Annotated in this window: 28 protein-coding genes and 2 tRNA genes; 7 read left to right on the top strand and 23 right to left on the bottom strand. The window is 49.8% G+C overall.

What is annotated here, in order from left to right; all coding sequences use genetic code 11:
- Window positions 1–212: 212 nt before the first annotated feature.
- Window positions 213–1,124, bottom strand: coding sequence for a DUF6017 domain-containing protein (locus DW724_RS03460; protein ID WP_118760669.1), 912 nt, complete (start codon window positions 1,122–1,124; stop codon window positions 213–215).
- A gap of 214 nt (window positions 1,125–1,338) precedes the next feature.
- Here DW724_RS03460 and DW724_RS03455 point away from each other — a divergent pair, with 214 nt between their 5' ends.
- Window positions 1,339–1,776 (top strand): hypothetical protein, encoded by a 438-nt coding sequence (locus tag DW724_RS03455; RefSeq protein WP_118760668.1) that lies wholly within the window; start codon window positions 1,339–1,341, stop codon window positions 1,774–1,776.
- A gap of 15 nt (window positions 1,777–1,791) precedes the next feature.
- Window positions 1,792–1,965 carry a hypothetical protein gene (locus tag DW724_RS15540; protein ID WP_158580204.1) on the top strand — a complete coding sequence of 58 codons (174 nt, stop codon included), beginning with the start codon at window positions 1,792–1,794 and terminating at the stop codon, window positions 1,963–1,965.
- On the opposite strand, the gene DW724_RS03450 is transcribed toward DW724_RS15540, so the two are convergent.
- The 12 genes from DW724_RS03450 to DW724_RS03395 form a co-directional block, all read right to left on the bottom strand.
- Entirely contained in the window at window positions 1,962–2,165 is a 204-nt protein-coding gene (locus tag DW724_RS03450) for a hypothetical protein (protein WP_118760667.1), read from the bottom strand. The genes DW724_RS15540 and DW724_RS03450 overlap by 4 nt on opposite strands.
- A gap of 48 nt (window positions 2,166–2,213) precedes the next feature.
- Entirely contained in the window at window positions 2,214–2,489 is a 276-nt protein-coding gene (locus DW724_RS03445) for a zinc-ribbon domain containing protein (RefSeq protein ID WP_117490422.1), read from the bottom strand.
- Between the two features lie 76 nt (window positions 2,490–2,565).
- Complete coding sequence (locus tag DW724_RS03440) at window positions 2,566–3,183, bottom strand: sigma-70 family RNA polymerase sigma factor (RefSeq protein WP_118760666.1); 618 nt, start codon at window positions 3,181–3,183, stop codon at window positions 2,566–2,568.
- Between the two features lie 118 nt (window positions 3,184–3,301).
- Window positions 3,302–5,140, bottom strand: coding sequence for a glutamine--fructose-6-phosphate transaminase (isomerizing) (gene glmS, locus DW724_RS03435; RefSeq protein ID WP_110436908.1), 1,839 nt, complete (start codon window positions 5,138–5,140; stop codon window positions 3,302–3,304).
- Between the two features lie 561 nt (window positions 5,141–5,701).
- Window positions 5,702–7,054, bottom strand: coding sequence for a phosphoglucosamine mutase (gene glmM, locus DW724_RS03430; protein WP_110436909.1), 1,353 nt, complete (start codon window positions 7,052–7,054; stop codon window positions 5,702–5,704).
- A 48-nt stretch (window positions 7,055–7,102) separates the two neighbouring features.
- Entirely contained in the window at window positions 7,103–8,143 is a 1,041-nt protein-coding gene (gene ruvB / locus DW724_RS03425; RefSeq protein WP_181967744.1) for a Holliday junction branch migration DNA helicase RuvB, read from the bottom strand.
- A 41-nt stretch (window positions 8,144–8,184) separates the two neighbouring features.
- Window positions 8,185–8,793, bottom strand: a complete 609-nt coding sequence (gene ruvA, locus DW724_RS03420; protein ID WP_118479681.1) for a Holliday junction branch migration protein RuvA — start codon at window positions 8,791–8,793, stop codon at window positions 8,185–8,187.
- A gap of 11 nt (window positions 8,794–8,804) precedes the next feature.
- Window positions 8,805–9,302, bottom strand: a complete 498-nt coding sequence (gene ruvC / locus DW724_RS03415; protein WP_337764176.1) for a crossover junction endodeoxyribonuclease RuvC — start codon at window positions 9,300–9,302, stop codon at window positions 8,805–8,807.
- A gap of 149 nt (window positions 9,303–9,451) precedes the next feature.
- Window positions 9,452–10,414, bottom strand: a complete 963-nt coding sequence (locus tag DW724_RS03410) for a carbohydrate kinase family protein (protein WP_118760665.1) — start codon at window positions 10,412–10,414, stop codon at window positions 9,452–9,454.
- Between the two features lie 3 nt (window positions 10,415–10,417).
- On the bottom strand, window positions 10,418–11,281 hold the full coding sequence (locus tag DW724_RS03405) for a Cof-type HAD-IIB family hydrolase (protein ID WP_158580203.1): 864 nt from the start codon (window positions 11,279–11,281) through the stop codon (window positions 10,418–10,420).
- Between the two features lie 21 nt (window positions 11,282–11,302).
- Complete coding sequence (locus tag DW724_RS03400) at window positions 11,303–11,818, bottom strand: M48 family metallopeptidase (protein ID WP_118760663.1); 516 nt, start codon at window positions 11,816–11,818, stop codon at window positions 11,303–11,305.
- A gap of 1 nt (window position 11,819) precedes the next feature.
- The gene (locus tag DW724_RS03395; protein WP_256372134.1) at window positions 11,820–12,689 is read right to left on the bottom strand and encodes a DMT family transporter; all 870 of its coding nucleotides are present in this window, start codon (window positions 12,687–12,689) and stop codon (window positions 11,820–11,822) included.
- A 202-nt stretch (window positions 12,690–12,891) separates the two neighbouring features.
- Between DW724_RS03395 and DW724_RS03390 the strand changes: the two genes are divergently transcribed.
- Both DW724_RS03390 and DW724_RS03385 read left to right on the top strand, forming a co-directional pair.
- Window positions 12,892–12,976: transfer RNA gene (locus DW724_RS03390), tRNA-Leu, on the top strand.
- 22 nt (window positions 12,977–12,998) lie between these two features.
- Window positions 12,999–13,084: transfer RNA gene (locus tag DW724_RS03385), tRNA-Leu, on the top strand.
- A gap of 165 nt (window positions 13,085–13,249) precedes the next feature.
- On the opposite strand, the gene DW724_RS16220 is transcribed toward DW724_RS03385, so the two are convergent.
- From DW724_RS16220 to DW724_RS03360, 5 genes are all read right to left on the bottom strand, one after another.
- Entirely contained in the window at window positions 13,250–13,591 is a 342-nt protein-coding gene (locus tag DW724_RS16220; RefSeq protein WP_158580202.1) for a site-specific integrase, read from the bottom strand.
- 17 nt (window positions 13,592–13,608) lie between these two features.
- Complete coding sequence (locus tag DW724_RS03375; protein WP_118760661.1) at window positions 13,609–14,403, bottom strand: site-specific integrase; 795 nt, start codon at window positions 14,401–14,403, stop codon at window positions 13,609–13,611.
- A 258-nt stretch (window positions 14,404–14,661) separates the two neighbouring features.
- Window positions 14,662–15,363 carry a hypothetical protein gene (locus DW724_RS03370; RefSeq protein WP_118760660.1) on the bottom strand — a complete coding sequence of 234 codons (702 nt, stop codon included), beginning with the start codon at window positions 15,361–15,363 and terminating at the stop codon, window positions 14,662–14,664.
- Between the two features lie 19 nt (window positions 15,364–15,382).
- Window positions 15,383–16,066 carry a hypothetical protein gene (locus tag DW724_RS03365; protein ID WP_118760659.1) on the bottom strand — a complete coding sequence of 228 codons (684 nt, stop codon included), beginning with the start codon at window positions 16,064–16,066 and terminating at the stop codon, window positions 15,383–15,385.
- Window positions 16,067–16,079: 13 nt separating this feature from the next.
- A complete protein-coding gene (locus DW724_RS03360) occupies window positions 16,080–16,583 on the bottom strand; it encodes a hypothetical protein (RefSeq protein WP_118760658.1) in 504 nt (167 codons plus the stop codon).
- Window positions 16,584–16,971: 388 nt separating this feature from the next.
- On the opposite strand from DW724_RS03360, the gene DW724_RS03355 reads away from it, so the two are divergent.
- From DW724_RS03355 to DW724_RS03345, 3 genes are all read left to right on the top strand, one after another.
- Window positions 16,972–17,175: a helix-turn-helix domain-containing protein gene (locus tag DW724_RS03355; protein ID WP_118760657.1), complete on the top strand. Its 204-nt coding sequence runs from the start codon at window positions 16,972–16,974 to the stop codon at window positions 17,173–17,175.
- Between the two features lie 686 nt (window positions 17,176–17,861).
- Window positions 17,862–18,095 carry a hypothetical protein gene (locus DW724_RS03350; RefSeq protein ID WP_118760656.1) on the top strand — a complete coding sequence of 78 codons (234 nt, stop codon included), beginning with the start codon at window positions 17,862–17,864 and terminating at the stop codon, window positions 18,093–18,095.
- 317 nt (window positions 18,096–18,412) lie between these two features.
- Window positions 18,413–19,237: a hypothetical protein gene (locus DW724_RS03345; protein ID WP_118760655.1), complete on the top strand. Its 825-nt coding sequence runs from the start codon at window positions 18,413–18,415 to the stop codon at window positions 19,235–19,237.
- A gap of 376 nt (window positions 19,238–19,613) precedes the next feature.
- On the opposite strand, the gene DW724_RS03340 is transcribed toward DW724_RS03345, so the two are convergent.
- From DW724_RS03340 to DW724_RS03320, 5 genes are all read right to left on the bottom strand, one after another.
- Window positions 19,614–20,213, bottom strand: a complete 600-nt coding sequence (locus DW724_RS03340; RefSeq protein ID WP_158580201.1) for a DUF5028 domain-containing protein — start codon at window positions 20,211–20,213, stop codon at window positions 19,614–19,616.
- Complete coding sequence (locus DW724_RS03335; protein WP_243105679.1) at window positions 20,203–20,826, bottom strand: ATP-binding cassette domain-containing protein; 624 nt, start codon at window positions 20,824–20,826, stop codon at window positions 20,203–20,205. The genes DW724_RS03340 and DW724_RS03335 overlap by 11 nt, the downstream gene beginning before the upstream one ends.
- Before the next feature lie 202 nt (window positions 20,827–21,028).
- Window positions 21,029–21,862, bottom strand: coding sequence for a hypothetical protein (locus tag DW724_RS03330; RefSeq protein WP_158580200.1), 834 nt, complete (start codon window positions 21,860–21,862; stop codon window positions 21,029–21,031).
- Complete coding sequence (locus DW724_RS03325) at window positions 21,849–22,721, bottom strand: hypothetical protein (protein ID WP_118760652.1); 873 nt, start codon at window positions 22,719–22,721, stop codon at window positions 21,849–21,851. The genes DW724_RS03330 and DW724_RS03325 overlap by 14 nt, the downstream gene beginning before the upstream one ends.
- Window positions 22,718–23,476: a hypothetical protein gene (locus tag DW724_RS03320; RefSeq protein ID WP_118760651.1), complete on the bottom strand. Its 759-nt coding sequence runs from the start codon at window positions 23,474–23,476 to the stop codon at window positions 22,718–22,720. The genes DW724_RS03325 and DW724_RS03320 overlap by 4 nt, the downstream gene beginning before the upstream one ends.
- Window positions 23,477–23,868 lie beyond the last annotated feature (392 nt).

The following is a 23,868-nucleotide window of genomic DNA, read 5'->3' as shown; positions in this document are numbered from 1 at the left end:
ATCGTGAGCCGGGTGCTCCAGGGTGGCACGGCAATCCGACGCAGGATGCAAAACAGTCTGCGTCGCTGGTCATCGTTCTGCGTCATTCAGTGTCCTTTCTCAGCGTGATGCCGCCGGCACCGCAGAAACAGAAAACGCGCACCGGGCGCGTTTCTGCCACGGTGCGCGTTAGATTTTAACGGTGAATCTACCGCTGCTTATGAAAAAAGCAGCTACCGATCACCATACAGGTCATGATTGACCAATGCGGTGTAGTAGCTGCTGAGTGTAGTGGGTGCATTGTAGAGCGCCGTGAGTAAGTACGCTCGGATATTTCGGACTTTGGTGGTGTTTTGGAGCATACTGTCCAGCACATACTCGATATGGCTGGCGTCCAACTTGAGTAGGCGGCTTCGCACGACCTCCGTTGGCAGGTCCTCGCCGCCGATGCGGATCGTTGGCTTTCGACTGGTGACGGTATCTACCAGCAAGTCCATGATCTCGTCCAGTAATTCATCGTCCGCGTGACCGTTCTGACGGAGGTATGCAAGGTCGATATTTTCTTCCAGAAGCTCTCTGTACTCGTCTGTCGTATCCATCGCATCCATCTGTTCCGGCTCGCTCACCGGCTCTGTGACTTCCTCCTGTACCGGATAGATAGATGGATCAGTATCACTGATGTAAGTATTATTCTTGTAGTTCTTATTATTACGCTCCGCTGAGGGGAAGTCATCATACTCACTAACAGGCGTTGCGGGTACTTCCTTTTGGGGGCGATGACTTCCGGTTTTAGGAATAAAGTTCTTGACATAAATTTTAGCAGGTCTGCCCATGCCTTGCTTCTTTCGCTCGATAAGACCGACCTTTTCCAATTCGGCATACAGGGCGATTGCCTTGTTGTGACCGCAGCCAAGAGCACTCATGATCTCGCTCATGCGAAAGTAAATGAACACACGCCCATCCTCGTCCATCCAGCGGTTGCGTGCGGACAGGCTCATGCGGTCCAACATAAGCGCGTACAGCATCTTTGCCGACACAGAAAGCGTCTTGTAGGTGGGACTGAAAAGGATTTTGGGGATGCGGAAGAAAGTGTACTGCTCAGCTTCCAGACCGTAGTAGTAATCCAAAGTGATAGGTTCTGACATTATGATTGCCCTCCATTTCTGCGACGGCGTAGGGCAATCCGGGCAACAAAAAACGGCACCGTTCTAAAACAGTGCCGTTTTTCGCTTATTTTGTTGTAACCCAAGCCTTTTCAGCCGTCTTTTGTGTGATTAGGTTTTGTTCCTTATCAACATCAGACCTTAGGGTCTTCCTTTTTTTATCAAGGACTACCCCGATTTACAGGAGTTATCGCCTATGCCCAGCAATATACCATCAAAGTCCGATGAAAACGGCGCAGCCGAATTCATTAAGCACCAGAAACTATGTGACTTGGATTACTATTCCCGCTTTTCGCGCGAGGAACTGGAAACCAAGCACGCCGATATTCTGCATTTGTACGAGGTTCTTAAGAAAGACACCCGCGTTTGGATTGCCTTATCGTTCGCCCTGATTCCGGTCAGTGCGCTTATCTTATGGGACTTTTATCTGCTGCTCACCAATCCCACCTATGCCTTTTATGCATCAAAAAATATAAACATCTCAGAGATTATAGATCTTCTCATACATATCGGAGCCCTTCTGCTGCACGCAGCATGCATCGCATTTTCCGTTTCTGACGGTTTCTATCTCGGCTTTCTTCGCCGGCAGAAAGAGACGGTCGAAGAGTTGCTTACCATCAACGAAACCAAGTAAAGGAGGCTCTTCTCTATGCATTTCTACATTTTCAAGCGCAACGAAACACTGGACGTACTTCTGCTCCCCCACAAGGGAACAAACATGTACAGCTTCGTGAATCTTAGCAAGGCCATATCTGTCCTTGCTTATTTCCCAGCATTGATGCCGCTATTGCTGACCTTGACGACCGGCAGAAGCGTGGCTTAATCCTGAAATACGATATTATTGCTTAAAATCAAAAGATTCCCTCTGCCCATTTTGAGCAGAGGTTTTCTTTTGCCGCAAGCCGCCCATCGCTTGCGGATTCGATTCTTCATTTCTTTATCATTTTTTCGGGACACATACATTCCCTTGCCGATTCCTTTCCTTTGGGCAAAGAAAAAAGCACCAGCAATGAGAAAAGTCATTACTGGCACTTTTAACGTGTCATTTATTGATTTTTTACCGTTACGGTATCACTGCTCACGCATCTTTGCGAAGCACTCGCTGCAATATACCGGGCGATCAGATTTCGGCTCGAACGGAACGCGAGCCTCGCCGCCACAAGCAGCACAGGTAGCGGTGAAGAACTCACGCGGACCGCGTGCAGCGTTCTTGCGCGCGTCACGGCAGCTCTTGCAGCGCTGCGGCTCGTTCTGGAAACCGCGCTCTGCGTAAAACTCCTGCTCGCCGGCGGTGAACACGAACTCCTTACCGCATTCCTTGCATACTAAAGTCTTGTCTTCGTACATGGTTTTTACCTCTCTTTGATACTGTTCCCTCGGGAAACTTGAAATATATGCGTACAGACACTGCGCCTGCTATCGCCTAAATAGGTTTAATGGCTGCCGATTTTCGCTTGATGCGCTGGACGGCATTATCCACAGATTTGATTGGTTTGTGCAGCGCTTCGGACATCTCTTCATACGATAAGCCGTCCAAAAACAACGTCAAAACCTGTGCCTCAAATTCAGACAAAAGCGAGTAGAGCTTCTTTTTCCGCTCTTCCCTCTCCTCATTGCCGATAACAAGCGATTCAGGATCACCATTCGGTGCAGTTACCCGGGTACGCGATTCCGCAAGGTCTTCAAACAGAGGTCGATCGATTGACATGGACTGATTGAGCGGGTCGTGCTTGAGCGACGCTGCCGCCTTCACTGCGGAATAAATCTTCCGCGTGATGCACAACCGTGCAAACGCTCCAAAGGGTGTGCCCTTGCTCTCGTCGTACTCCCGGACGGCATTCAGCAACCCGAGCATGCCCTCCTGCATCAGATCCTCTGCATCGGCGCCTGCCAGAAAGTAGGGCCGCGCACAGGTCTTGACCAGACGGGTATAACGACGGATCAGATTCTCCATCGAGAGTCCGTCTCCCTGCCGTGCCAGACGGCACAGCTTTTCATCCGGAATCCCGTTCGATGGCTGTATTTGATAATCATTTCTCATGTCAATAGCTATTATACGCGGTAGAATTGGAAATGTCAAGAAACGATTGTCATCTTTACCTATATCACACAAAAACGCGCTTCTATTTTTGTGTAATTATGACAATATCGTTGACGTTTTACTCTACAGTTACCGACTTTGCCAAGTTGCGCGGCTTATCGACATCACAGTTGCGCTCCACTGCGATATAGTATGCCAAAAGCTGCATCGGAATAATCGAGAGCGAAGCGGAAAATTCATACAGGCACTTCGGCAGGCGCACGATGTGCTGGCAGACCGACTCGTCCCCGGTGAAATCGTCCGTGGTGACGAGCACGACACTTGCGCCGCGCGCTACAACCTCGCGGATATTGGAGACCGTCTTCTCAAACAGTGCCGGCTGCGTTGCCAGAGCAACAACCAGAGTACCCTCCTCGATCAGCGAAATCGTGCCGTGCTTCAGCTCACCGGCAGCGTACGCCTCCGAATGAATGTAGGAAATTTCCTTCAGCTTGAGCGAAGCCTCGAGCGCGGCGGCATAGTCCAGTCCGCGTCCAAGGAAGAACACGCTCGAGCGGTTTGCATACAGCGTAGCGATACGCTGCATATCCGACTGGCATTTCAGGGTCTGCTCAATACATTCCGGCAGACGCTGCAGCTCAGCGCAGAGCGCACGCTCGTCACCGATGGAGATGAGGCCGCGCACACGCGCGATCTTGACCGAGATGAGATACAGCGCGGAGAGCTGCGCGGAGTACGCCTTGGTGGTGGCGACCGAAATCTCCGGGCCTGCCCATGTATACAGCACACCGTCTGCTTCGCGCGCAATCGTCGAGGAAACGACGTTTACGATCGCAATCGTGAACGCACCTGCCTGCTTGGCCAGACGCATGGCAGCCAGCGTATCCGCCGTCTCGCCGGACTGGCTGATAACGATGCACATATCCTTTTTGCCGATGATCGGGTTCTCATAACGGAACTCGCTGGCAACCTCTGCCGTGCAGCGAATGCGGCACATTGCCTCAATCACGCGCTTGCCGACCATGCCTGCGTGCAGTGCAGAGCCGCAGCCGATGATATGGATATGCTCGATCTCACGCAGACGCTCGTCGGTCAGACCGTTGTCCTCGAATACAACCGCATCATTTTTGATACGCGGCTTAACCGTATCGGCAACTGCCTTGGGCTGCTCCATGATCTCCTTGAGCATAAAGTGCTGGTATCCGCCCTTTTCCGCTGCGGACATATCCCACGTTACGGTCATGATTTCCTTCTCTACCGTATCGCCGAACTCGTTCATGACAACTACGCTGTCCGGGCGAACGATTGCAACCTCGTTATCATCCAGAATAATGTAACGCTTGGTGCGATTGATAATAGCGGTAATATCGGATGCGATCATGTTCTCGCCCTCACCGATACCGATAACCAGCGGGTTGCCGCGGCGTGCAGCAACGATCTCCTGCGTGTTATCCATCGAGACTACGCCCAGTGCGTAAGAGCCGCGCAGACGCTGTACGGCCTGCAGAACGGTCTTTGCCAGATCCTCCTGCTTGCCGGTGTGCAGATAGTCCACGAGGTGCGCGACAGTCTCCGTATCGGTCTCGGACTTAAACTCATAGCCGTGTGCCTCCAGACGCTCACGCAGCTCCTTGTAGTTCTCGATAATGCCGTTGTGCACAACTGCTACCTTGCCCTTGCCGCCCAGATGCGGATGCGAGTTGCGGTCGGACGGCTCGCCGTGCGTTGCCCAGCGGGTGTGGCCGATACCGCAGGTGCAGTACATGTCGCCGCCTTCCTCCTTGATCTTCTCCTCAAGGTTTGCAATGCGGCCGCGCGCCTTGACAACGCGCAGACCGTCCTTCGTGAAGGCAGCCACACCGGCAGAGTCATAGCCACGGTATTCCAGGCTGTACAGACCCTTGATGAGAATCGGAAGCGCATTCTCGCGTCCGGTGAATCCAACGATTCCACACATAAAATAATACTCCTTTGCAACGGTAAATATAACATATCTTCCGCAACATTTCAGTATGAGCCTTAGGCAACACGGAACAATGAAAGCTGCGGCTTCTTGCACGAACTCCGGTCGCGCTGCCGCGCCGCTTTGTGAAGATTTTACGTCCTGACTGCGTTGCGATTTTACGATAATACATCAAGCATTACCGCCAAACACGCCTTGTTGGTCCGTAAAACTCTCTCACAAATCGCTCTTGTTTAATTATTCCGTATTGCCTTACCTCAATATATGCGGTGAATTTCTAATTTTGGGTATAAAAATAGTGCGTTACGCATAACTGCTCTGTCGATACGGTCGCCCGTATGTTTTAACAGCCTGCTGACGATCAACCCACTTGTGACCGAAGGGCACCCGCCGAATACTTTCGATTAACCCTTTCCTCGTCAACTGCGATACCGGCTGCACCGCAGTTCTGGCGCTTAGCATATTATGGAATTGTGCGCAAATGCTCCCACCTCCCTGTTCAGAATGAAGAAAGTGGGTGTGCAAACCACACCCACTCCTGTTGGCTCTTTTACATTATACAACAGACTCGATGACTTTGGCAACCTTTTTTGCCAAAGTATCTACCTGCTCACTGTTCGTGCCCTCTACCATGACGCGCACAAGCGCCTCCGTGCCGGACGGACGAACCAGGATTCGGCCGTTATTGCCCAGCTCCGCAGAAGCCGCATCGATAGCCGCCTTGACCTCGGGCAGCTGCTGCAGGGTAGCCTTTTTATCGTTCGGCACCTTGACGTTGATCATCAACTGCGGCCACGGCTCAACCTCAGCTGCGATCTCCGAGCACTTCTTGCCGCTCGCCTTGAGGATAGACATAAACTGCAGTGCAGTCAGCTCACCATCACCGGTGGACGCATACTCAAGAAAAATAACGTGTCCGGACTGCTCGCCGCCCAGAATGTAGCCCTTCTTGAGCATCATTTCGAGCACATAGCGGTCACCTACATTGGAGCACTCGATCTTCATGCCGTTCTTATCGGCGTAGGCGTGCAGACCCATGTTGGACAGAATGGTGGCAACAAATGCACCGCCGCGCAGCTTGCCTTCCTTCTTCATGTGCGCCGCGCAGACTGCCATAATGCGGTCGCCGTCCAGCTCTTCGCCGGTCTCGTCTACGATCAGGCAGCGGTCCGCATCGCCGTCAAAGGCAACGCCAAGATCAAAATTGCCTGAGCGGACACGCTCCTTCAGCTGACCGAGATGGGTGGAGCCGCAGTTATCGTTGATATTGATGCCATCCGGCTCATAGAAGCGGATTTCCGCCTTGCACTCGACCAGACGCATGAGGCGCTCCACCGTCGTGGAGGAGGAGCCGTTTGCACAGTCCACCGCCACGCGCAGGCCGGACAGGTCGCCCTTGATGGTATCTGCAAGATGGTCGGTGTACTCGACTACCGGGTCGATCTCGCTTTTGAGTACACGGCCGATCTTCTCGTGGGTCATCTTCGGAATAGACTCGAAATCGTCGATCAGGTCCTCAATCCTTGCCTCGGTTTCGTCCGGCAGCTTGTAGCCGTTGCCTGCAAAAATCTTGATGCCGTTGTACTCAAAGGAGTTGTGGCTTGCGGAAATGACAATACCCGCATCTGCCTTGTGCTTGATGGTGAGGAAAGCGACCGCCGGCGTCGGGATAACGCCGAGCAGCTCTACATCCGCGCCAACCGAGCAGATGCCCGCGACCAGCGCGTTCTCCAGCATATCCGAGGATACACGAGTGTCCTTGCCGATCAGCAGCTTCGCCTTGCGGCCGTGTGCAGACTCCTGCGTGAGTGCATATGCCGCTGCCGCGCCGATCTTGAATGCCAGCAGTGCATCAAGTTCCGAGTTCGCTACACCGCGAACGCCGTCTGTTCCAAAATATCTACCCAAATGAAACACCTAACTTTCTTGTATGATAAAGGCGGGAAAACGATTGAATTACAGCATTTGCTGTCCGTCCGCCGGTTCCAGATTCAAATGACGGTAAGCCTGCAGCGTCACGCAGCGTCCGCGCGGCGTGCGGCTGAGAAAGCCGATCTGCATGAGATACGGCTCATAAACATCTTCCAAGGTGATCGCTTCTTCGCCGATGGTCGCGGCCAGCGTGTCCAGTCCGACCGGACCGCCGCCGTAGTTCTGGATAATGCTTTTGAGCATTCTGCGGTCTACGTTATCCAGACCTAACTCATCAATCTCGAGTGCACGAAGCGCAATATCGGCACTTTTTCTGTCAATCGTACCGGTGCCGATTACCTGTGCAAAGTCTCGCACACGGCGCAGAAGCCGGTTGGCGATTCGCGGCGTACCGCGGCTGCGGCGTGCAATCTCGAATGCACCCTCGTGCTCGCACGGTACATTAAGAATGCCTGCCGAGCGTTCAACAATACCGCACAGCTCCTCCGGCGAATACAGCTCCAGACGAAGCATGACGCCGAAGCGGTCCCGCAGCGGACTGGTCATCTGACCGGCACGCGTAGTCGCGCCGATGAGCGTAAATTTCGGCAGGTCGATACGGATCGAGCGCGCCGAAGGCCCCTTGCCGATGATGATATCGAGTGCATAGTCCTCCATCGCAGGATAGAGAATCTCCTCTACCGCACGGTCGAGGCGATGAATCTCGTCAATAAACAAAATATCATTCTCTGAGAGATTTGTCAATAAAGCCGCCAAATCTCCCGCTTTTTCGATTGCCGGACCGCTCGTAACACGGATATTCACGCCCATTTCTGCGGCAATGATGCCCGCGAGTGTGGTCTTGCCCAGACCCGGCGGGCCGTACAGCAGCGTATGGTCGAGCGATTCACCGCGCATTTTCGCGGCCTGTATGTAAATACTCAGGTTTTCCTTGGCTTTTTTCTGACCGATATAGTCCGCCATGGATTTCGGACGGAGCGAATTCTCGGTCTCGTCCTCGCTGAGCTGGCGGGTGGAGATGATGCGCTCATCATCCGTCATGCCGCCGGAAAATTCAATACTCAAAGGTACACTCTCCTACTTGATCAGGCTTTTATCGTCCAAAATCAGGACTTGACCAGCTTTTTCAAGCACTGACGGATGATCTCGTCCGCCTCCATGCCGGCAGCATCCAGACCCTCCATCGCGTGCAGCGCCTCTGCCTGCGTATAGCCGAGCACCATAAGCGCCGCGACTGCCTCCTGCGTGTGGTTGACACCGCCGGAAGCGGCGGCTGCCGCCACCGGAGACGCTGCAGATGCGGTCTCGAGCTGCTCCTTGCTCATCTTGTCGCGCAGCTCGAGTACAATGCGCTGTGCGATCTTCTTGCCGATGCCCGGCGCCTGCATGAGCATTTTTTCATCGCCGGTGATGATGCTGAGCGCCAGTCTGTCCGGCGGTGCGACCGACAGGATGGACAGCGCCGCCTTCGGGCCAACGCCGTTGACACTGGTCAGCATCAGGAAACAGGACTTCTCCTCCTCGTCGATAAAGCCGTACAGCTCAAACACGCCCTCACGGACATTGAGCCAGGTCAGCAGACGCGCTTTTTCGCCGGTTTTCAGCTTGCCGATGGTGTTCTGCGAAGCGTGACAGGCATAGCCTACACCGCCGCAGTCGATCACCGCAAGACCCTGCTGGAGCACGGAAACCGTGCCGTCTACATAATAAAACATCTATTTAAACCTCATAATAAGCCTTCATAGCGCATGGCCTGCCGGGAATGCCCGTGGCAGATGGCAAGCGCGAGCGCATCCGCTGCGTCATCCGGACGCGGCAGCTTGGTGAGATGGAGAATGCTTTTCGTCATTTCCATCACCTGCTTTTTCTCTGCGCCGCCATAGCCGACAACGGACAGCTTCACCTGATTTGGTGTATAGGATACCGGATGCAGTCCCTTCTGGGCCAGCGCCAGCAGAATTACACCGCGCGCCTGCGCAACCTGAATGCCGGTTGTGACGTTTTTCGAGAAGAAAAGCTCCTCGATTGCCACCTCGTCCGGGTGAAATGTGTCCACCAGCGTACAGATATCATCGTAAATCTCACATAAGCGCAGGTGCATTGGTATTCCGGGAGCGGTTTTTGCCGCACCGTACTGCACCGGCGTAAATTTCATATTATCGAACCGCACCACGCCGTAGCCAATCGTGCCGTAGCCCGGGTCGATGCCAAGAATCGTTATCATTTCTTTATAACCTCAAAATTATACCACGTTTGCACACATTGTGCAATAAATTTTAGTGGCAGGTGAATGAAAAATTGAGAATGGCGAATTAAGAACTGCGGTTACGCGCTAATCGCGTTATTGAATTGCCACCCTGTGGGCGGACACATTCATTCTCCATTTTCCATTCTCAATTCTTCTTCTGTTGGCATAACCGCGCCCTTATGCTGCACGGTATACGCCGAGCATTCGGACGAAAATGTCAGATAATCCGCGAGCTTCTCCTGCGGGATGTCAGCGAGCGTTTCCGCTGTCACACCGTCGCGGGTAAGCTGATACAGGAACGACCCGATGAACGAATCGCCCGCTCCGGTGGTATCCACGACCGTCACCAGCAGCGCTTTGGTCTCGGCGCTCGCGTTCGGCGTGTAGACTGCCGCGCCGTCCGCGCCGCGTGTCACAAGCAGCAGCCTGCAGCCCTGCGAAAACAGAAGTTCTGCCGCTTCCCTCTCGGTTTTGCAGCCGGTGCAGAATTCAACTTCATCATCCGACAGCTTCACGAGGTCTGCACACGGCAGAAATTCACAAATTGCTGCCTGACAGCTTTCCGGGCTGTCCCATAGTGGCAGGCGCACGTTCGGGTCGAACGAGAGGAACGCGCCTGCGTCCTTTGCCAGCCGGATGGCCTTGCGATGTGCCTGCTTGACAGGTGCGTCCACCAGATCGACCGAGCAGAAGTGCAGCACGGCACAGTCCGCGAAAATATCCGGCGTGATCTGTGCTTCATCGAGAAACAGGTCTGCCGAGGGATTGCGGTAGAAGGAAAACTCACGGTTGCCGTTCTTATCAAGCGAAACAAACGCCAGCGCGGTATTCGCCCGTCCGGTGCGGAACACACTCGAGGTATCCACGCCGTTTGCGTGCAGCGTTTTGAGAATGTGCGTACCGAATGCGTCCTCTCCCACCTGCGAAATCATCTGCGCTCTGCCGCCGAGACGCGCCACTGTGGTTGCCACATTGGCCGGCGCACCGCCCGCGACACGTTCAAACTGCACGACCTCATCAAGCGCACAGCCGCGCTGCTGCGGCACGAAATCAATGAGCAGTTCGCCGATTGCCACTACTTTTTTCATCGTTCATTCCCCCAGAATATGTCGGTAAATCGCCTGTGCGACACCGTTTTCCATATTGCTGCCGGTGATAACGTCCGCTGCTTCGCGGATGCACGGCTCGCTGTTTGCCATGGCGACGCCCAGCCCCGCCATCTGCAGCATGGTCAGATCGTTTTCGCTGTCACCGATGGCAATGACGTTGGCCAGCGTGCAGCCGAGGTGATGCGCCAGCCATTCCAGTCCGCGTCCCTTGTGCACGCCCATGCGGTTGACCTCGACGTTACGCAGTTCTCCGCCGTACATGACGGACGGTGCCAACTCGAAAATGCCGTATTTATCGAGTGCAGCTGTCAGCGGCGCGATCGCATTCGGGTCATCGTGATAAAGAATCGCCTTGGTGAACGGGCGCGGCTCGCGCGCGATCACCTCGCGCCACGCATTCCCGTCCTCGACAAAATGATAGCCCTCGTCGGCTTCGTCCATGACAACCCGTCCGCGCCGCTGCAGATTCTCGAGAAAATGCCGGAAGGCATGTCCGTAGTACAAATCCTGTGTGGTATACAGGCATGGGTCGGTGTCAATGGCGGCGCACTCGTTCAGGATAATGTCCACCATTTCTGTGCTCAGACCGTCGAAAAACGCCGGTTCCCTGTCGTCCGGATGCTGCACTGCCGCACCGTTTGCGGTGACGAGCCAGTCCGGTGCGGCTTCCAGCTGTTCGCTGAAGCGGCGCACCTCGCGCACGTTGCGTCCGGTACACAGCACGATCTGCACGCCCGCCTGCTGCGCCATGCGTACCGCGCGGGCGTTCTCCGGCGTGATGCGGCTCTGCGCATCCAGCAGCGTTCCATCTAAATCCAATGCCAGAATTTTGTATTGATTCGTCATATTCATACTCGTTTCCTGTTCTCATTCGCGCAGCATGGCACGCCGCGCACGATAATCGGGTAAATAGCGCTCCACCAGCGCCCAGAACTGCGGTCCATGGTTTTTATGTGCAATGTGCGCCAGTTCATGCACCACCACATAGTCGATAGCGGATCCAGGATAGTCCATCAACCGCCATGAGAAGCAAATACTGTTTTTGCCGCTGCACGAGCCGAACCGTGTTCTCGCTGAGGTGATCTTCAGTCCGGCCGGGTACAGGTTCATCAGTTTTGCGTAATGCTGCACCTTGGGCGGCAGCTCTATTTTCGCTCGGCGGATAAGCTCAGCCTGCTTGGTCGCATCCGGCTCCGGATGTGCCGCACGGCGGGACTGCTGATCGGCAAGTACGCGGGCTATCCAATCCGCATGCTCCGCGACAAACCGTTCAATACGGTATTTTGCCAGCCGCAGCGGCGCACGAACGATCACACGCCCCTCGCGCGTCACCTGCACGGCAAGCGTCTTGCGTTTGGAGCGAACCAGTTCGTACTCGATCATATTACTGTCCCTTGCGCTCCAGATTGCGGTTGTAGAAGAACACCGCGACCGAAATGCCGCAGATCAGCAGATAGCCGAGGACGCTCCAGCCGTCCGGCAGCTGACCGAACAGGAAAAAGCCGAGGACAGCCGAGAAGATGACCTGCGTGTAGTCGAACACCGAAATCTCCTTGGCCGGTGCGTTGGCGTATGCGAGCGTTACGCCGAACTGTCCGAGCGCGGCTGACGCACCTGCGCCGATCAGACAGAAGAACTGTCCCCATGTCATTGGGTGGTAGTCCGTGATCATAAACGGTACGCATACCAGTGTGGAGAACATCGAGAAGAAGAACACGATGCGGGCGCTCTTTTCACCTTTCCGGCTGAGTGCGCGCACACAGGTGTAGGCCGCGCCTGCACCCATGCCACCCAGCAGGCCGATAATTGCCGGGAAGGTTGCCGAGGAAAAACCCGGCTTGATAATCAGCATACTGCTGCCGAATGCCGCAAGCACCGCCGCGTACTGAAATACGCTGGCCCGCTCCTTCAGCAGAATGAGCGAAAAGATGATAGCGAAAAACGGCGACATTTTATTAAGAATGTTTGCATCTGCCAGTACAAGATGGTCAATAGCGTAGTAATTGCAGAAAATGCCGAGTGTGCCGCAGGTTGCGCGTATGATGAGCAGTGGCAGGTTGCCCTTTTCCCACTTAAAACCAACCTTTTCGCGGCACAGCACCACGGCGGCCACTGCCACCGCGACCAGATTGCGGAAAAAGGTTTTCTGCGTGAACGGCAGATCCCCCGCCAGACGTATGAATGCCGCCATCATCGCAAAACCGAACGCGGACATAATGATAAAACCGATTGCCTTACTTTTTTTAGAAAGCACTGAAGTCTTCCTCCTTTTTGTTGTGAATTTTCTGACTGCTTCTATTGTAACACACAAACTGTTCCGCGTGGCAGAGAAATCGTCTGTTTTTCGCGTTTTGAATTTTTTCAAGAAAATTTGAAAAAAGGTGTTGACATTTAGCGTTCACATGGATATAATAATTCTTGTCGCTGACAGTGAGGCGACTCGATGAGAACAGAATGCGAGTGTGCTGGAACTGGTAGACAGGCACGTTTGAGGGGCGTGTGTCGATCGACGTACGGGTTCAAGTCCCGTCACTCGCACCACCTTCTTTCAACAACAAAATATGCGGATGTGGCGGAATGGCAGACGCGCTAGCTTCAGGTGCTAGTGTTCGCAAGGACGTGGGGGTTCAAGTCCCCCCATCCGCACCAAGTGAAAGAGCTGAAATCTTTTGATTTCAGCTCTTTTTCTATACTTTTTGCGGTGTTTGGTTTTATGATGTAATTTGTGAAAAACTGCTGTCTAATACCGGTGTCTAATACTTTGCACGACCTGTGTTTTCGCACTAAATTCTTTGCGCTAACATTAGCATTGTATTAGACGATTTTCAGCACCTTTCCCATCGCGGCAGCCGTTTCCTTTTTTGCATTTTCATCGGTGTGCGTGTAAATGTTCAGCGTGGTCGTTACATCGGAGTGACCGAGGAATTCCTGAATCTGCTTGATGTTTACTCCCTGCGCCAGAAGCAGACTGCCTGCTGTATGACGTAAATCATGAAAACGAATTTCCGGCAGGTCATACTTCGCCAGCAGCTTCTTAAAATTGTGTGAAACATAGCCCGGCAGGATGATGCGGCCGTCTGGCCATACGCACACGAAGTCGGAGTCATGGTATTTATCGCCGTATTCGCGCTTATTCGCTTCCTGCTGCGTTTTCAAGCGCTTGAAGTATCCGATTACATCATCATCACGCTGAGCATACGGTGGCTTGTAAAGGACTTGGTGTGCTCATCAATGAGCAGCGTACGCATTTGAGTCATCGTATTGGAGATAACAATGGTCTGATTCTTAAAATTGATGTCGCTCCAGCGCAGGCCCAGCGCTTCGCTGCGGCGCATACCGAAAAGTAATCCCAGCATGATAACCGGCTCCAGTACCTCACCATGAATGACTTCGAGCAGTTTGTTTGCCTGTTCCGGCGTATAGGCTTGCCCCTTAAACCGGTCTGGACGCTTCCGCCGCGGTATACGAGCGCGGTCACAGGGATTGACTGAAATCGTTCCCTTGTCCAGTTCCCTTTCGAGAGTGCCGCGAATAATGATGTTGTGCTTTTTAATCGTTTCTACCGACAGCCCCTCCTTCAATTTTGCCTTGTAATAGTCTTCAATATCATCTATCGTAATTTCCGTAACCAGCTTGTTTTTCTTCTCGAAAAACGGTATAATATGCTTATTGAGATTCAGCGTATACAATTCATAGGTGTTCGTGCGGATTTCATACTTCTTGTATTCTACCCAAGCCAGCAAAGCCTCAACAAATTTGAGTTTTGTGACAAGAAACGAAGTTGATTTCGCATTTTGCGCTTCTAATTCCGTTAAAATGCGGTGCAGTGCTGCATTTGCTTTCGTCTGGTTACGACCTTTCTCCGAGATTCCTGTTGGAATCCACTTTTGATGAAGTTTTCCGTTTTCGTCCTTTTGGTAAACTACGACGTAATACTTACCGTGCTTTTTCTGTAAACTTCCTTTCATTGAGCATCACCTCCCTTTTGAAGTGATGAAAATGTATTTTCATTCATATAAAGTCCTTTCCGTATGGAAAAGGGTTCGTGATTTATCTTTTGAGGTGTTATATTTCGTGCGTTATTTTCAATTAACATTCCATACTTGTAGAGTGTATTGAGGGTTTTTGCCCTCGGATATATATAGTATGGTCGAAAGCCACCTTAAGAAGTGATTAGATAGAAACAGGAGCGCTATTGCGCTCCTGTTTTCTTATGCCCTCACTCCTTAGAACGGTCGATATTCGTTCAAATTTCCCTCAAGATACATTCCTTTCAGAGTGAAATGCAGACGAAACAGCCCATCAATAAAGGGGTCGGGATGCGGACGGCTGACATGACCTGCCATTTCGTCAATGTCCTGCATCGGGCTAAGACATGGCGGAAAATTGCCGTCCAGAAGCGCGTGCAGGCAGCACTCGGTATCACGATGGAGCGGCAGGGCGACCTTTTGAAAATCCTGAAAAGAAACGTGCTCGAACAGCTCTTTCAGCATGACAATCATGTGGTTCAAATCCTCCATCTTGTTTTCACCAAGAATAATGTCCGGCGTCATGAAAAACAGCTTGCCCTCAAAGCAGTTCACGAGGAACAGAACACAGTTCGGCGCACCATTCGGCCACGGGTACTGAAAAAACAGGAACCAATCGAAAACGCGCTTCTCCTTTTCAGTCATCTGGCTTTCACAATCCAGCAGATTGTACTCCAGTTCATCGAGATTCATGCATTCCAAACCGAAGTTGTTTCCAAGGTCCCATGCAAGTTCCTGCACCCGAAGCACCAAATCTCCGGTGACGGCGAACCGCTCTGGTTCACCGAGGTTCTTGACTTCCTCACGGAAGCGCATAACAGTTGTTTCCAGTTCCTTTCGAGGAACATTCAGCATATTTTCAAACAAGGACTGTACAGTTTCAATAGCAAAATCGTTCATAATCGTAACCTCCATAACCTCAAAACAGTTTACCGTCAGCGTAAATCTTCATCAGAAGATGGTGCAATCTAAACAATTCCTGCACCAAATCATTGTGCCGTCCGCGACAAAGAACTGCCATTTCGAGTTCGTCAATGTGGCAGAGTGGGTCGAGTTCGCGCGATACACGACCGGTTAAAAGTGCATAAAGATAACCCTCAACATTGCAATGCATCGGTACGGCAATCTTCTGGAAGTCGGCAACCGTGAGAACGTGGAACAGGTGCATGAGCATCACAATCGCCTTGTTGACTTCTTCCGGCGTGTGACGAGTGACCACCACATTCGGCGTGAGGAAGAACAGTTCGTCCTCGAAGCAGTCGATGAGAAACAAACGCGCTTCCGGTGCTCCATCGCGCCACGGATACATCAAAAAATCGTAAATCTGAAAGGTGCGGCGGTCGCTCTCGGACATCACTCCCGTCATGGTAGCGAGCTGGCAGTCGCGGTCGGCCTTGTTGAAATACTCGATGCGAAGGTCAGCGGTGATGCGTTCGATTTCACAGCAGATGTTGTTTTCGAGTACGTCAGTCAACTCTTTCAAGTCGGACTTACTCAGTTCCATTGCGTGGTTACGAAAGTGCTGAACGGTGTCGTTCAAATAAATGGCTTCTACGGTCTGGATTTTACGAAAAGCATCCTGAAAAGTTGTAATGTTGTTCATGGAAAAACCTCCCTCAATCAGCAAAAACGGCGAACTGGCGATAGAATTTGGGGTCGGTGGACAACTCGGCGATGATGTACGACAGGACTTCGTCTGCCTCGTTCCCGATGCCCTTGCTCCACTCTCGGTAATCGTTCGGGCGCTGGTTGACAGCATAAGCGAAAACCTTGGTCGGCGCGACACCGGATGCCAGATCGTGCAGCGCGGCATAGACCAGATGCACGAACCCGTACAGGCGCGGCATGGTTTCCAGCGTTTCGCGGAACAGCGGATGGTTCGGCGGGACGATAACCACCCGTAAACCGTTGCGGCTTACCAGCTCGAACTTCGCTTTCGGGTCGATGCAGAGCAGCAGCACCGTGCCGACTGCTGCCTTACCGAAGTTCTTCTGCGTTTCGAGAATACACTCCGTAAGCGGCTTCAAACGCTTCGGCAGGCGGTACGGGTAGACGATAACAGTCACCTGCTCTCCGGTCGTGGTCATGCCAAGTCCACCAACTAAATGCTGCGAATTCATAAAGAATCCTCCTTTGAAATTGTATTTGAAAACAAAAAACAGCGTGTAGGTGTGCCTACACGCTGTCTAACAATTTCGACTGGAGGAAAATCCGTGTTCGCTAAATAAGCCCGTTTCGCTTGCATTTCTGCTCAAAAAAGGGTATACTTATTTTGCGTGGTGCGGAAGTTTTTCCGTTGTGTAGGTGGTCTCATCACCTATGCAGGTACAAAAGAGCGCCAACTCTTTTGTACTGCCACGTTTTTTGTTTTCTGAAGTTATATTACCACTATGCAATGGTTATGTCAACATTAAATATAGCGATAACGCCATATTTCATATTTTGTTTACATTTTTATTTTTCTGCGATATACTATAAATACAGATATTACTTATAGGAGGAATTCACATGGCTTGGTCCTATATAAAGCTGTGGAAATTACTGCTCGACAAGGGCATGAAACGTATAGACTTAGCAGCAGCCGCTAATTTAACCTCGAACACACTTGCTAAATTAGGCAAGGACAAAGAGGTATCGATGGAAACGCTCAACAAGATTTGCAACCAGCTCGATTGCGGAATTGAAGACATTCTCGAACACATTCCTGACTAAAAAACAGACCGAAGTCGAACCGCGAAATTCAGCGATTTCTCGACTTCGGTCTATCTTTTTGGGCACAATGTTTTTTGAAATTTTCAAAGTTTATTGATTTTTCCAACGATTGCTGCAGCTACAATCATTGACAAGCAAAAATGCCTACATACTGCACTTGCTATTTTTCGCTTTCCAATCAATAATTATTTTGTATATCTATACGAATTTTACTGCCTGTATTTGTATAATTTGACGGCATTTTCGTCGCCTCAAAAATCACGAAAAACCGTGTTTTTGCAACCAAACCCCGTATGTGATTTCGACCCCTGATTTTATGATTTCGGGGAAACCGTAATGATTACGGGGTCTGGACTGAAAAAATCGTATATTTTTCGATTTTGCGTCTTTTTCACGCTTTTTTGATGCAATGATTTTGATGTTTCTTATACGGTTTTTGTTCGATTTTTTCTGGTTACGGGGTTTTTCGCCTGTTTTCTGGTTGCAACTTTTTCGTTCTTTTTCATTTTCGCTGTAAATAATTACATATTATATGCTAACAGCACCGAAATCTCTGGATTTTCGGTGCTGTTGTGTTTTTCGTGACCTTCAATTCTGCCATGTTGATATTGTAGACATTTTACTGATGAAAGGAGGCTCTGGTTGTTTCAAGTAATTGTTTCCGGCGGTTAGGAAAACCGCACGATATGCACCTTGAAACAGCGTCCATGATTGTGTTTTCGATGAAAAACGCAATCACAATCAAAGTTGGGACGTGTGCAATCGAAACGGAATTGGCGAACACCGGCGGCTCGGATGAGCGCACGGCACGACAAATATTTACTGTCGTTTGCCAATCTACTGCTGCAATTATTGGTCGTAAATATCATATCGAATGCGAATGGCTTAAAGGTTATATTGCACGAAAAAGTGCAATATAACCGATTAAGCAGGTGCTCAATCGGATTTTTCAAATATCACCGAAGCGCCACTGGCTTTTCTACGGCAATGATTGTAGCCTCTCACGAATTTTTTCTTCATATAGATGTTAGGTTGTTCGAAAATTGATTTATTTCCCAACTAATTCGCCCACTTAGGTTTATCATCTTTCCCACTGATTCGAATATCAGCGAACAAAAAAGATGTCTCTCGGGCGAGAGTTGAACGGTATGGCGGGTTGAAATTCCCGGTGCGGATGCACAAAAATCATGGGATAACTATACCCATTCGCAAAGCAATTTTTGTATAGGAGAATTTTATGGGCAGACGAAATAACAACGGAAGTCTTTTCCATCAGCTTATCAATGCACCGGGATTAATGGAGCGACAAGACTTATCGCAGCCGGTATCATTCCAAACAAAAGAAAATTATTGCAACTGGTGTCACAAGGCGTCAGACATTTTCAAAAGCTACGGCATCCGAAATTTAAGCGAAATCGGAAAGGAGGAAATTCAACGCTACGAGAACCAACTTGAAGTTGAGGGCAAATCTGCATCGACAATTCATAATTATCTTGTGCCAATCTGCAAGGCCACGGGTATTGCAATCAAAGATATTCGCAAGCCGATTCGTGCATCAAGCGAGTTTAAGCGCAGCGCTGGCAAAGGGCGTGGTGACGGCGGCAAACCTGCGGAACTGAACAAGTTTCTCGGTCTGCGCGAGGGTGATCTGAAACGGCTGCGCGGCGATTCGCTTATATACAAAAACAGCCATTGTTATGTCATCGTCGATAAGGGTAAAGGCGGTAAATATCAAGAACAGCGGGTTTGCGACAAAGATGTTGCGGACGTACAGAAGTTCTTCGACGGTTCACATCGCAAGCTGTTCATTGCCGGAGATTTTGGTCGCAACTTTGATTACCACGGTCAGCGGCGAGAATATGCGATGAATATTTGTGCTTACTACACCGAGCAGGCCAAAGACCCGAAGTTTCGCAAAGAACTCTACAAAGAGGTTGCGACCCAGTGGCACCAGCTCAACAAGAAGCATCGCGGTCATCTTGAGCCATTGAGTTTCTTCGATAAGCCTTATGTCCTGCGCGGCAAGAACAAAGATTTAGCCATCAAGCAGGGACGGCCGTAGATTCTCGACCGGCTGGCCCTACGGGCCACGAGCGTGCTCCACCTCGCGCATTGGCGAGATAATGTTACGGTGCAGAGTTATTTGGCTCGGCGGTGAAATCACTTTCGTTTCCAATATTCCATAATACCAAAAATGGACGTAACAGCCCGAACGGATATGAAATTATGCAGCAATAGCAAACTAATAACGATGAGGGAATCCGCTTAAACGGATTCCCTCAATGCTTGCAAATAGGAAAAGAGGGGCAGATTTGCCCCTCTCTCCATTTACACCCATCAGCAACGCTGACTGAGACGACAGGCAAGACCCCTCAACAAGCAGCGCCGGAAGCCGAATGGCTATCCAGTGGCATTGCTTGCCACATGTGAAGAATGCTTCAGTTTTCACGAAGCAAAACGTTGCATTCCTTCCGGACCGGATAATGAGAAACAACCATGTTGTATTTTGTGTCCATCCGCGCAATATCAATTCGTTCACTAAAATATCCATATGGAATATGGAACGTATATTCGCTATTCGGTTTAATGCGAATATTCAATTCTCCGTTGCTGCTTGGTGCAGCAAGTTCAAACAAAGTGCTGTTCAAATACAACGTAAATGTGTGATCTGCGCTTGTAAGCATATAATAATAAAGCGATAGCCAGCCGCTTAAGTTGGCTGTGTTTTTTACGCTGACTTCCACATCGACAATCCCAATCGGTCGAGCGCTTTCCGGCAGACAATCTATATTTCCGTTATACTGTTCGATAAATTCTTTGTAAGTAAGGAGTCGAGCAGAATTTACCCGAACGGCATACCCGGTCGTTTCTTCTGCGGATTCTTCTTGGAAATTTCCGTTCAGTTCAACCCATTCATTCATCTGATATGTTTCCACATGAGGGTGCTCCGCGGTAATATTGACATAGCAAATTCGCAACCCAAGCGCACAAATTGCTATCCCAAACACAATAATTTTTATGAATTTTTTATGTTGCATCTGGAAACTCCCATTCATCGCTTTTCTTTGTGTGTGCTTGAATCGTGCCATCCTGTATGGTGTAAATTTCATCGCACAGATCCTGCAGGATTGCAAGATCATGACATGCTAAAACAATCAATGCATTTTGCTTTTGATGCGTTTGAACGAGCGTGCGAAACAAAGAAATTCCGTCCTCGTCTAACGCATTAGTCGGCTCATCGAGCAAAATTAACTGTGGAGATTCTACAAATGCTGCGGCAAGCCCCAGACGCTGTTTCATGCCGAGTGAGTACTTTTTATAGGTACGTTTATCCTGCGGATCAAGTCCGGTTGATTGCAGCGTATGTGCAATCGTATCAGCCGACACCTTCCCTTTTAGGGATGTGAGTATTTTCAAATTATCGAAACCGGTATAGTCATCCAAAAAGGCTGGATTCTCAATCAGCAGCCCGGTGCTTTCCACAGAAGAAATCGTTTTTCCTAAAACAGCGTCATCTACGGTGATTGTTCCACTGCTGGGATAAATCAGGCCGGCTAATAAGCGCAGCAGCATAGTCTTGCCGGAGCCATTGATGCCTCGCAGTCCTACAACAGTGCCGGAACAAAGCTCCATTGATACGTCATCAATCACGCGATTTCCGTGAATCGTTTTGGTTACATGGTGAAATTGTATATTCATTTTAATTAACCATACGGTCGTTATGCGTCCGCACAAACAGAGATGAAAGAGTGCAGACAAACGGCCGCCTTTCTTTCAGAGTATAATTGAGCACAGCGCAACGCGCGGTAGGTGAGTCGTAGATTGAATCGAAAACTCAAAACAGTATTTCATACTAATGCTCCGTACTCATAATATCCATTCGCCTGAAATAAAGCCAGCCTGCGCAAATGGTGATTACACTGCCAAAGCAGCAAATCAGGATTCCTGTAGAGGGGGAAAACCCGTCAGACACGAATACCTCAGATCTGGCAGCCATTGCGAAGTTGCCGATAAAGACAGGAAACTTAAAATATGTGCCGAGCAATACATATGCACTGACTATCACAAAACTAAATATGGGACGGAGAATCAGCGAGAGCAGTAGTTCTAACAACCCCAATAGCATAAAAACAAAGGGCACCGCAGCAAAAAAAGAAAACAGATTCCACGGATACGCATGCAGACTATCTGCTGCAAATGGAAGAAAAGATGGAAAAAGTTCGCTGACGGCAAAGCAACTTTCTGCACCCGTGAAATAGGCGAACAGCAGCGCCGCCGCGACAAGTACCACAGAATAAAGAAATGCACTGCTAACTGCCCAAACGCATTTAGAGATCCACCAGTAAACGCGACGCTGTGAAAGCACGATCATCTGCTTTCCGAACCCCATTAGCTCACGATATGGATAATAGAGCGTCAAATATAAAAACAGCAATATGACAAAAATCCATAACGTCGGCAAGAAAAATCGTTCTCCGGAAGATGGATTCATGCCTGCGAACAAGTAGAGAATATGATCTCCGTAGGTGAACGAGGGGAGGTTCACGAATGTCTGTGATGCACGGTGGTGTAGTGAAATCATCGGGGAACACGAGAGCGTGAACAGCAGAAATGTAAGTGCATATGCCCGCCAACGATACAGCAGACCATACATCAGGTCATACCGTATGAACTTATAAAACATCATTTCTGGTTCCTTTCCGCCATGTGATAATGCAGATAATGCCAATCAGCGCGGCGAACCACCCCAATATGATGATGCCGCGTGTTGCAAAATATGTTTCATGTGCCTGCAAAAAACGAAGAGGAGATAATTCTAAATAGAATTCGGGCGCGATCATCTGATCTGCAAAATATTGAAATCCAATCAGAGCAACAAACGGTACGCAAAGCAGAGGTAACCTCTTTGTCGTAAAAAATGACAGTGCAATCGGTATACATGCCCACAGCCCTGCAAAAATGGATGCTATTACAATATACAGAACATCGTACAGGAGCGGTTGATTCCAAAACAACCATGCACCGAATTGATCGGGCGGTACAGCATAGTAAAGCTCCTCTGCAGCGTCCGGACGTAACGCTGGTACAACGCAGGCCGTTGTTAAATAATTGGCGGTAAGTGCGAGGACAATGACGGTGGCGCCGCTGATAAATGCTGCCAAATATTTAGACGCATAGTACTTTTTTCTCCCGACCCGAACGATCATCTGATTGGCATAGCCTCGTTTGCGTTCCTCTGCAAGCGACCAACCGTAAGGTAACACCGCGAACATCGGCAAGAGGAAGTAAAATAGGCTATGTCCCCATGTCGTAAATTCGCCGCCAATCCAGGTATTATACAGTGTCAGCATAGAAAAAGCCGGATTTCGATCCATAGAGCCGTCTTTCAGTGTATGAAAATCCCAATAAATTTTCATGCGGTTCATAGCAGAAATACCGGCATAAAGACCAGCGGATATTGCAACAGCTAGCGCAAGCGCCAATGTCATTTTGAAGTATTTATTTTGAAAGGCCTTTTTACACTCTAATAAAAGAAGAGTTTTCATGGTTCATCTCCTGTGGACGGTGTTAGACAAACTGCATATTTCTTATTTGGCGTTACGCCTGCCTTGAGCACGCGACCTGCATCCGTCAAAGCTTCCCTTGTTCCGACATAAAGCAGAGTATAGTCCGCCTCATGTCCGGGCAATAATTCAAATTCGAAATGACGGCGTATTTGCTGATCCTTGTCAGTATAGATGGGATGTCCGCTGAAATATACAGGTTCCGGATCAAACTGTTCGAAATACGGGTCCGTGATTTTTTTAACATTCGGATGGATATCGTCTTTCCAATCCAAATCCAAGAAATTGATGAGAAAACGATATGGTGGTTGTTCGGTATCAATTATCATGTCGGGTTGTGGTGTGAGGTCGTGCCGTGCGCTGATATTGCGTAAATGTATGTTGATTGCCAGTACTGCGCTCTGTGCATCCAGCGCTTTCTGTAGATTTTGCCATGTCGGGTCACTGCGATCAATGATACCCGTTTGCGGCAGAGTGTTATAAACTGTGGCTGAAGAAAGTGTCAGTTCCATTGTTCCAATGTCCCACGGAAGCCCTGCACGATAGAGTTGCAGTCCGGCTGTATCGTTATCTGTTTGCACGTCTAAAATCATAGTTTGGTTTGACTGTAATACTTCTGCTTTGGGGTGGAGCGTATAAAATAAGAGCTGCAAATTTGAAAAAGTAAGAATATGAATAATAAGGGAAAGAGCAACAAAAATCAAGCAGAATGCCAGTGATTTATGAAGTTTAAACATTTCTAATCTCCTATGGTCGCTTGTAAAATGAAGTTGGACACCTAAGAAAACAATTTTGCATATTTGGATAAAAGACTGGCCAGTCGGAATCCACAAGTGAACAACAACTTTCGGCAGATTTATAATTTCAAGGTTAAATTCTTGGAAACCGAAGTCGTTTTTGGAACTGTCTGCATTATACCATTCGTACAAAAAAAGGCAATAGATTTGCAGAGTTTGGTATAGCTGTTGCAGTAAATAGCGTACAGCGGTGTGTATCACATCACAAAGTATACGTTCGTTCGTAGATAAACAAACACGCTGCCATGTAGATTGTCCTTTGTGACGGTGATTTCGTATGTGGTTAGATTTAAGGCAATACCGCATCATGGGACAAGAGCGGTTTGTGAGTA

Origin of the sequence: Butyricicoccus sp. AM27-36 (assembly GCF_003480945.1) — a bacterium.
GTDB classification, from domain to species: domain Bacteria; phylum Bacillota; class Clostridia; order Oscillospirales; family Butyricicoccaceae; genus Agathobaculum; species Agathobaculum butyriciproducens.
The sequence above is the reverse complement of the archived record's forward strand: the minus strand, read 5'-3'. Positions and strand labels throughout refer to the sequence as shown.

What these genes read in the sequence shown, in the direction of transcription:
- DW724_RS03460 (WP_118760669.1), bottom strand. Translation starts at nt 1,124, where the DNA reads ATGTCAGAACCTATCACTTTGGATTACTACTACGGTCTGGAAGCTGAG.
- DW724_RS03455 (WP_118760668.1), top strand. Translation starts at nt 1,339, where the DNA reads ATGCCCAGCAATATACCATCAAAGTCCGATGAAAACGGCGCAGCCGAA.
- DW724_RS15540 (WP_158580204.1), top strand. Translation starts at nt 1,792, where the DNA reads ATGCATTTCTACATTTTCAAGCGCAACGAAACACTGGACGTACTTCTG.
- DW724_RS03450 (WP_118760667.1), bottom strand. Translation starts at nt 2,165, where the DNA reads ATGACTTTTCTCATTGCTGGTGCTTTTTTCTTTGCCCAAAGGAAAGGA.
- DW724_RS03445 (WP_117490422.1), bottom strand. Translation starts at nt 2,489, where the DNA reads ATGTACGAAGACAAGACTTTAGTATGCAAGGAATGCGGTAAGGAGTTC.
- DW724_RS03440 (WP_118760666.1), bottom strand. Translation starts at nt 3,183, where the DNA reads ATGAGAAATGATTATCAAATACAGCCATCGAACGGGATTCCGGATGAA.
- glmS (WP_110436908.1), bottom strand. Translation starts at nt 5,140, where the DNA reads ATGTGTGGAATCGTTGGATTCACCGGACGCGAGAATGCGCTTCCGATT.
- ruvA (WP_118479681.1), bottom strand. Translation starts at nt 8,793, where the DNA reads ATGTTTTATTATGTAGACGGCACGGTTTCCGTGCTCCAGCAGGGTCTT.
- ruvC (WP_337764176.1), bottom strand. Translation starts at nt 9,302, where the DNA reads ATGATAACGATTCTTGGCATCGACCCGGGCTACGGCACGATTGGCTAC.
- DW724_RS03410 (WP_118760665.1), bottom strand. Translation starts at nt 10,414, where the DNA reads ATGAAAAAAGTAGTGGCAATCGGCGAACTGCTCATTGATTTCGTGCCG.
- DW724_RS03405 (WP_158580203.1), bottom strand. Translation starts at nt 11,281, where the DNA reads ATGACGAATCAATACAAAATTCTGGCATTGGATTTAGATGGAACGCTG.
- DW724_RS03400 (WP_118760663.1), bottom strand. Translation starts at nt 11,818, where the DNA reads ATGATCGAGTACGAACTGGTTCGCTCCAAACGCAAGACGCTTGCCGTG.
- DW724_RS03375 (WP_118760661.1), bottom strand. Translation starts at nt 14,403, where the DNA reads ATGAAAGGAAGTTTACAGAAAAAGCACGGTAAGTATTACGTCGTAGTT.
- DW724_RS03370 (WP_118760660.1), bottom strand. Translation starts at nt 15,363, where the DNA reads ATGAACGATTTTGCTATTGAAACTGTACAGTCCTTGTTTGAAAATATG.
- DW724_RS03365 (WP_118760659.1), bottom strand. Translation starts at nt 16,066, where the DNA reads ATGAACAACATTACAACTTTTCAGGATGCTTTTCGTAAAATCCAGACC.
- DW724_RS03360 (WP_118760658.1), bottom strand. Translation starts at nt 16,583, where the DNA reads ATGAATTCGCAGCATTTAGTTGGTGGACTTGGCATGACCACGACCGGA.
- DW724_RS03355 (WP_118760657.1), top strand. Translation starts at nt 16,972, where the DNA reads ATGGCTTGGTCCTATATAAAGCTGTGGAAATTACTGCTCGACAAGGGC.
- DW724_RS03350 (WP_118760656.1), top strand. Translation starts at nt 17,862, where the DNA reads ATGCACCTTGAAACAGCGTCCATGATTGTGTTTTCGATGAAAAACGCA.
- DW724_RS03345 (WP_118760655.1), top strand. Translation starts at nt 18,413, where the DNA reads ATGGGCAGACGAAATAACAACGGAAGTCTTTTCCATCAGCTTATCAAT.
- DW724_RS03340 (WP_158580201.1), bottom strand. Translation starts at nt 20,213, where the DNA reads ATGCAACATAAAAAATTCATAAAAATTATTGTGTTTGGGATAGCAATT.
- DW724_RS03330 (WP_158580200.1), bottom strand. Translation starts at nt 21,862, where the DNA reads ATGATGTTTTATAAGTTCATACGGTATGACCTGATGTATGGTCTGCTG.
- DW724_RS03325 (WP_118760652.1), bottom strand. Translation starts at nt 22,721, where the DNA reads ATGAAAACTCTTCTTTTATTAGAGTGTAAAAAGGCCTTTCAAAATAAA.
- DW724_RS03320 (WP_118760651.1), bottom strand. Translation starts at nt 23,476, where the DNA reads ATGTTTAAACTTCATAAATCACTGGCATTCTGCTTGATTTTTGTTGCT.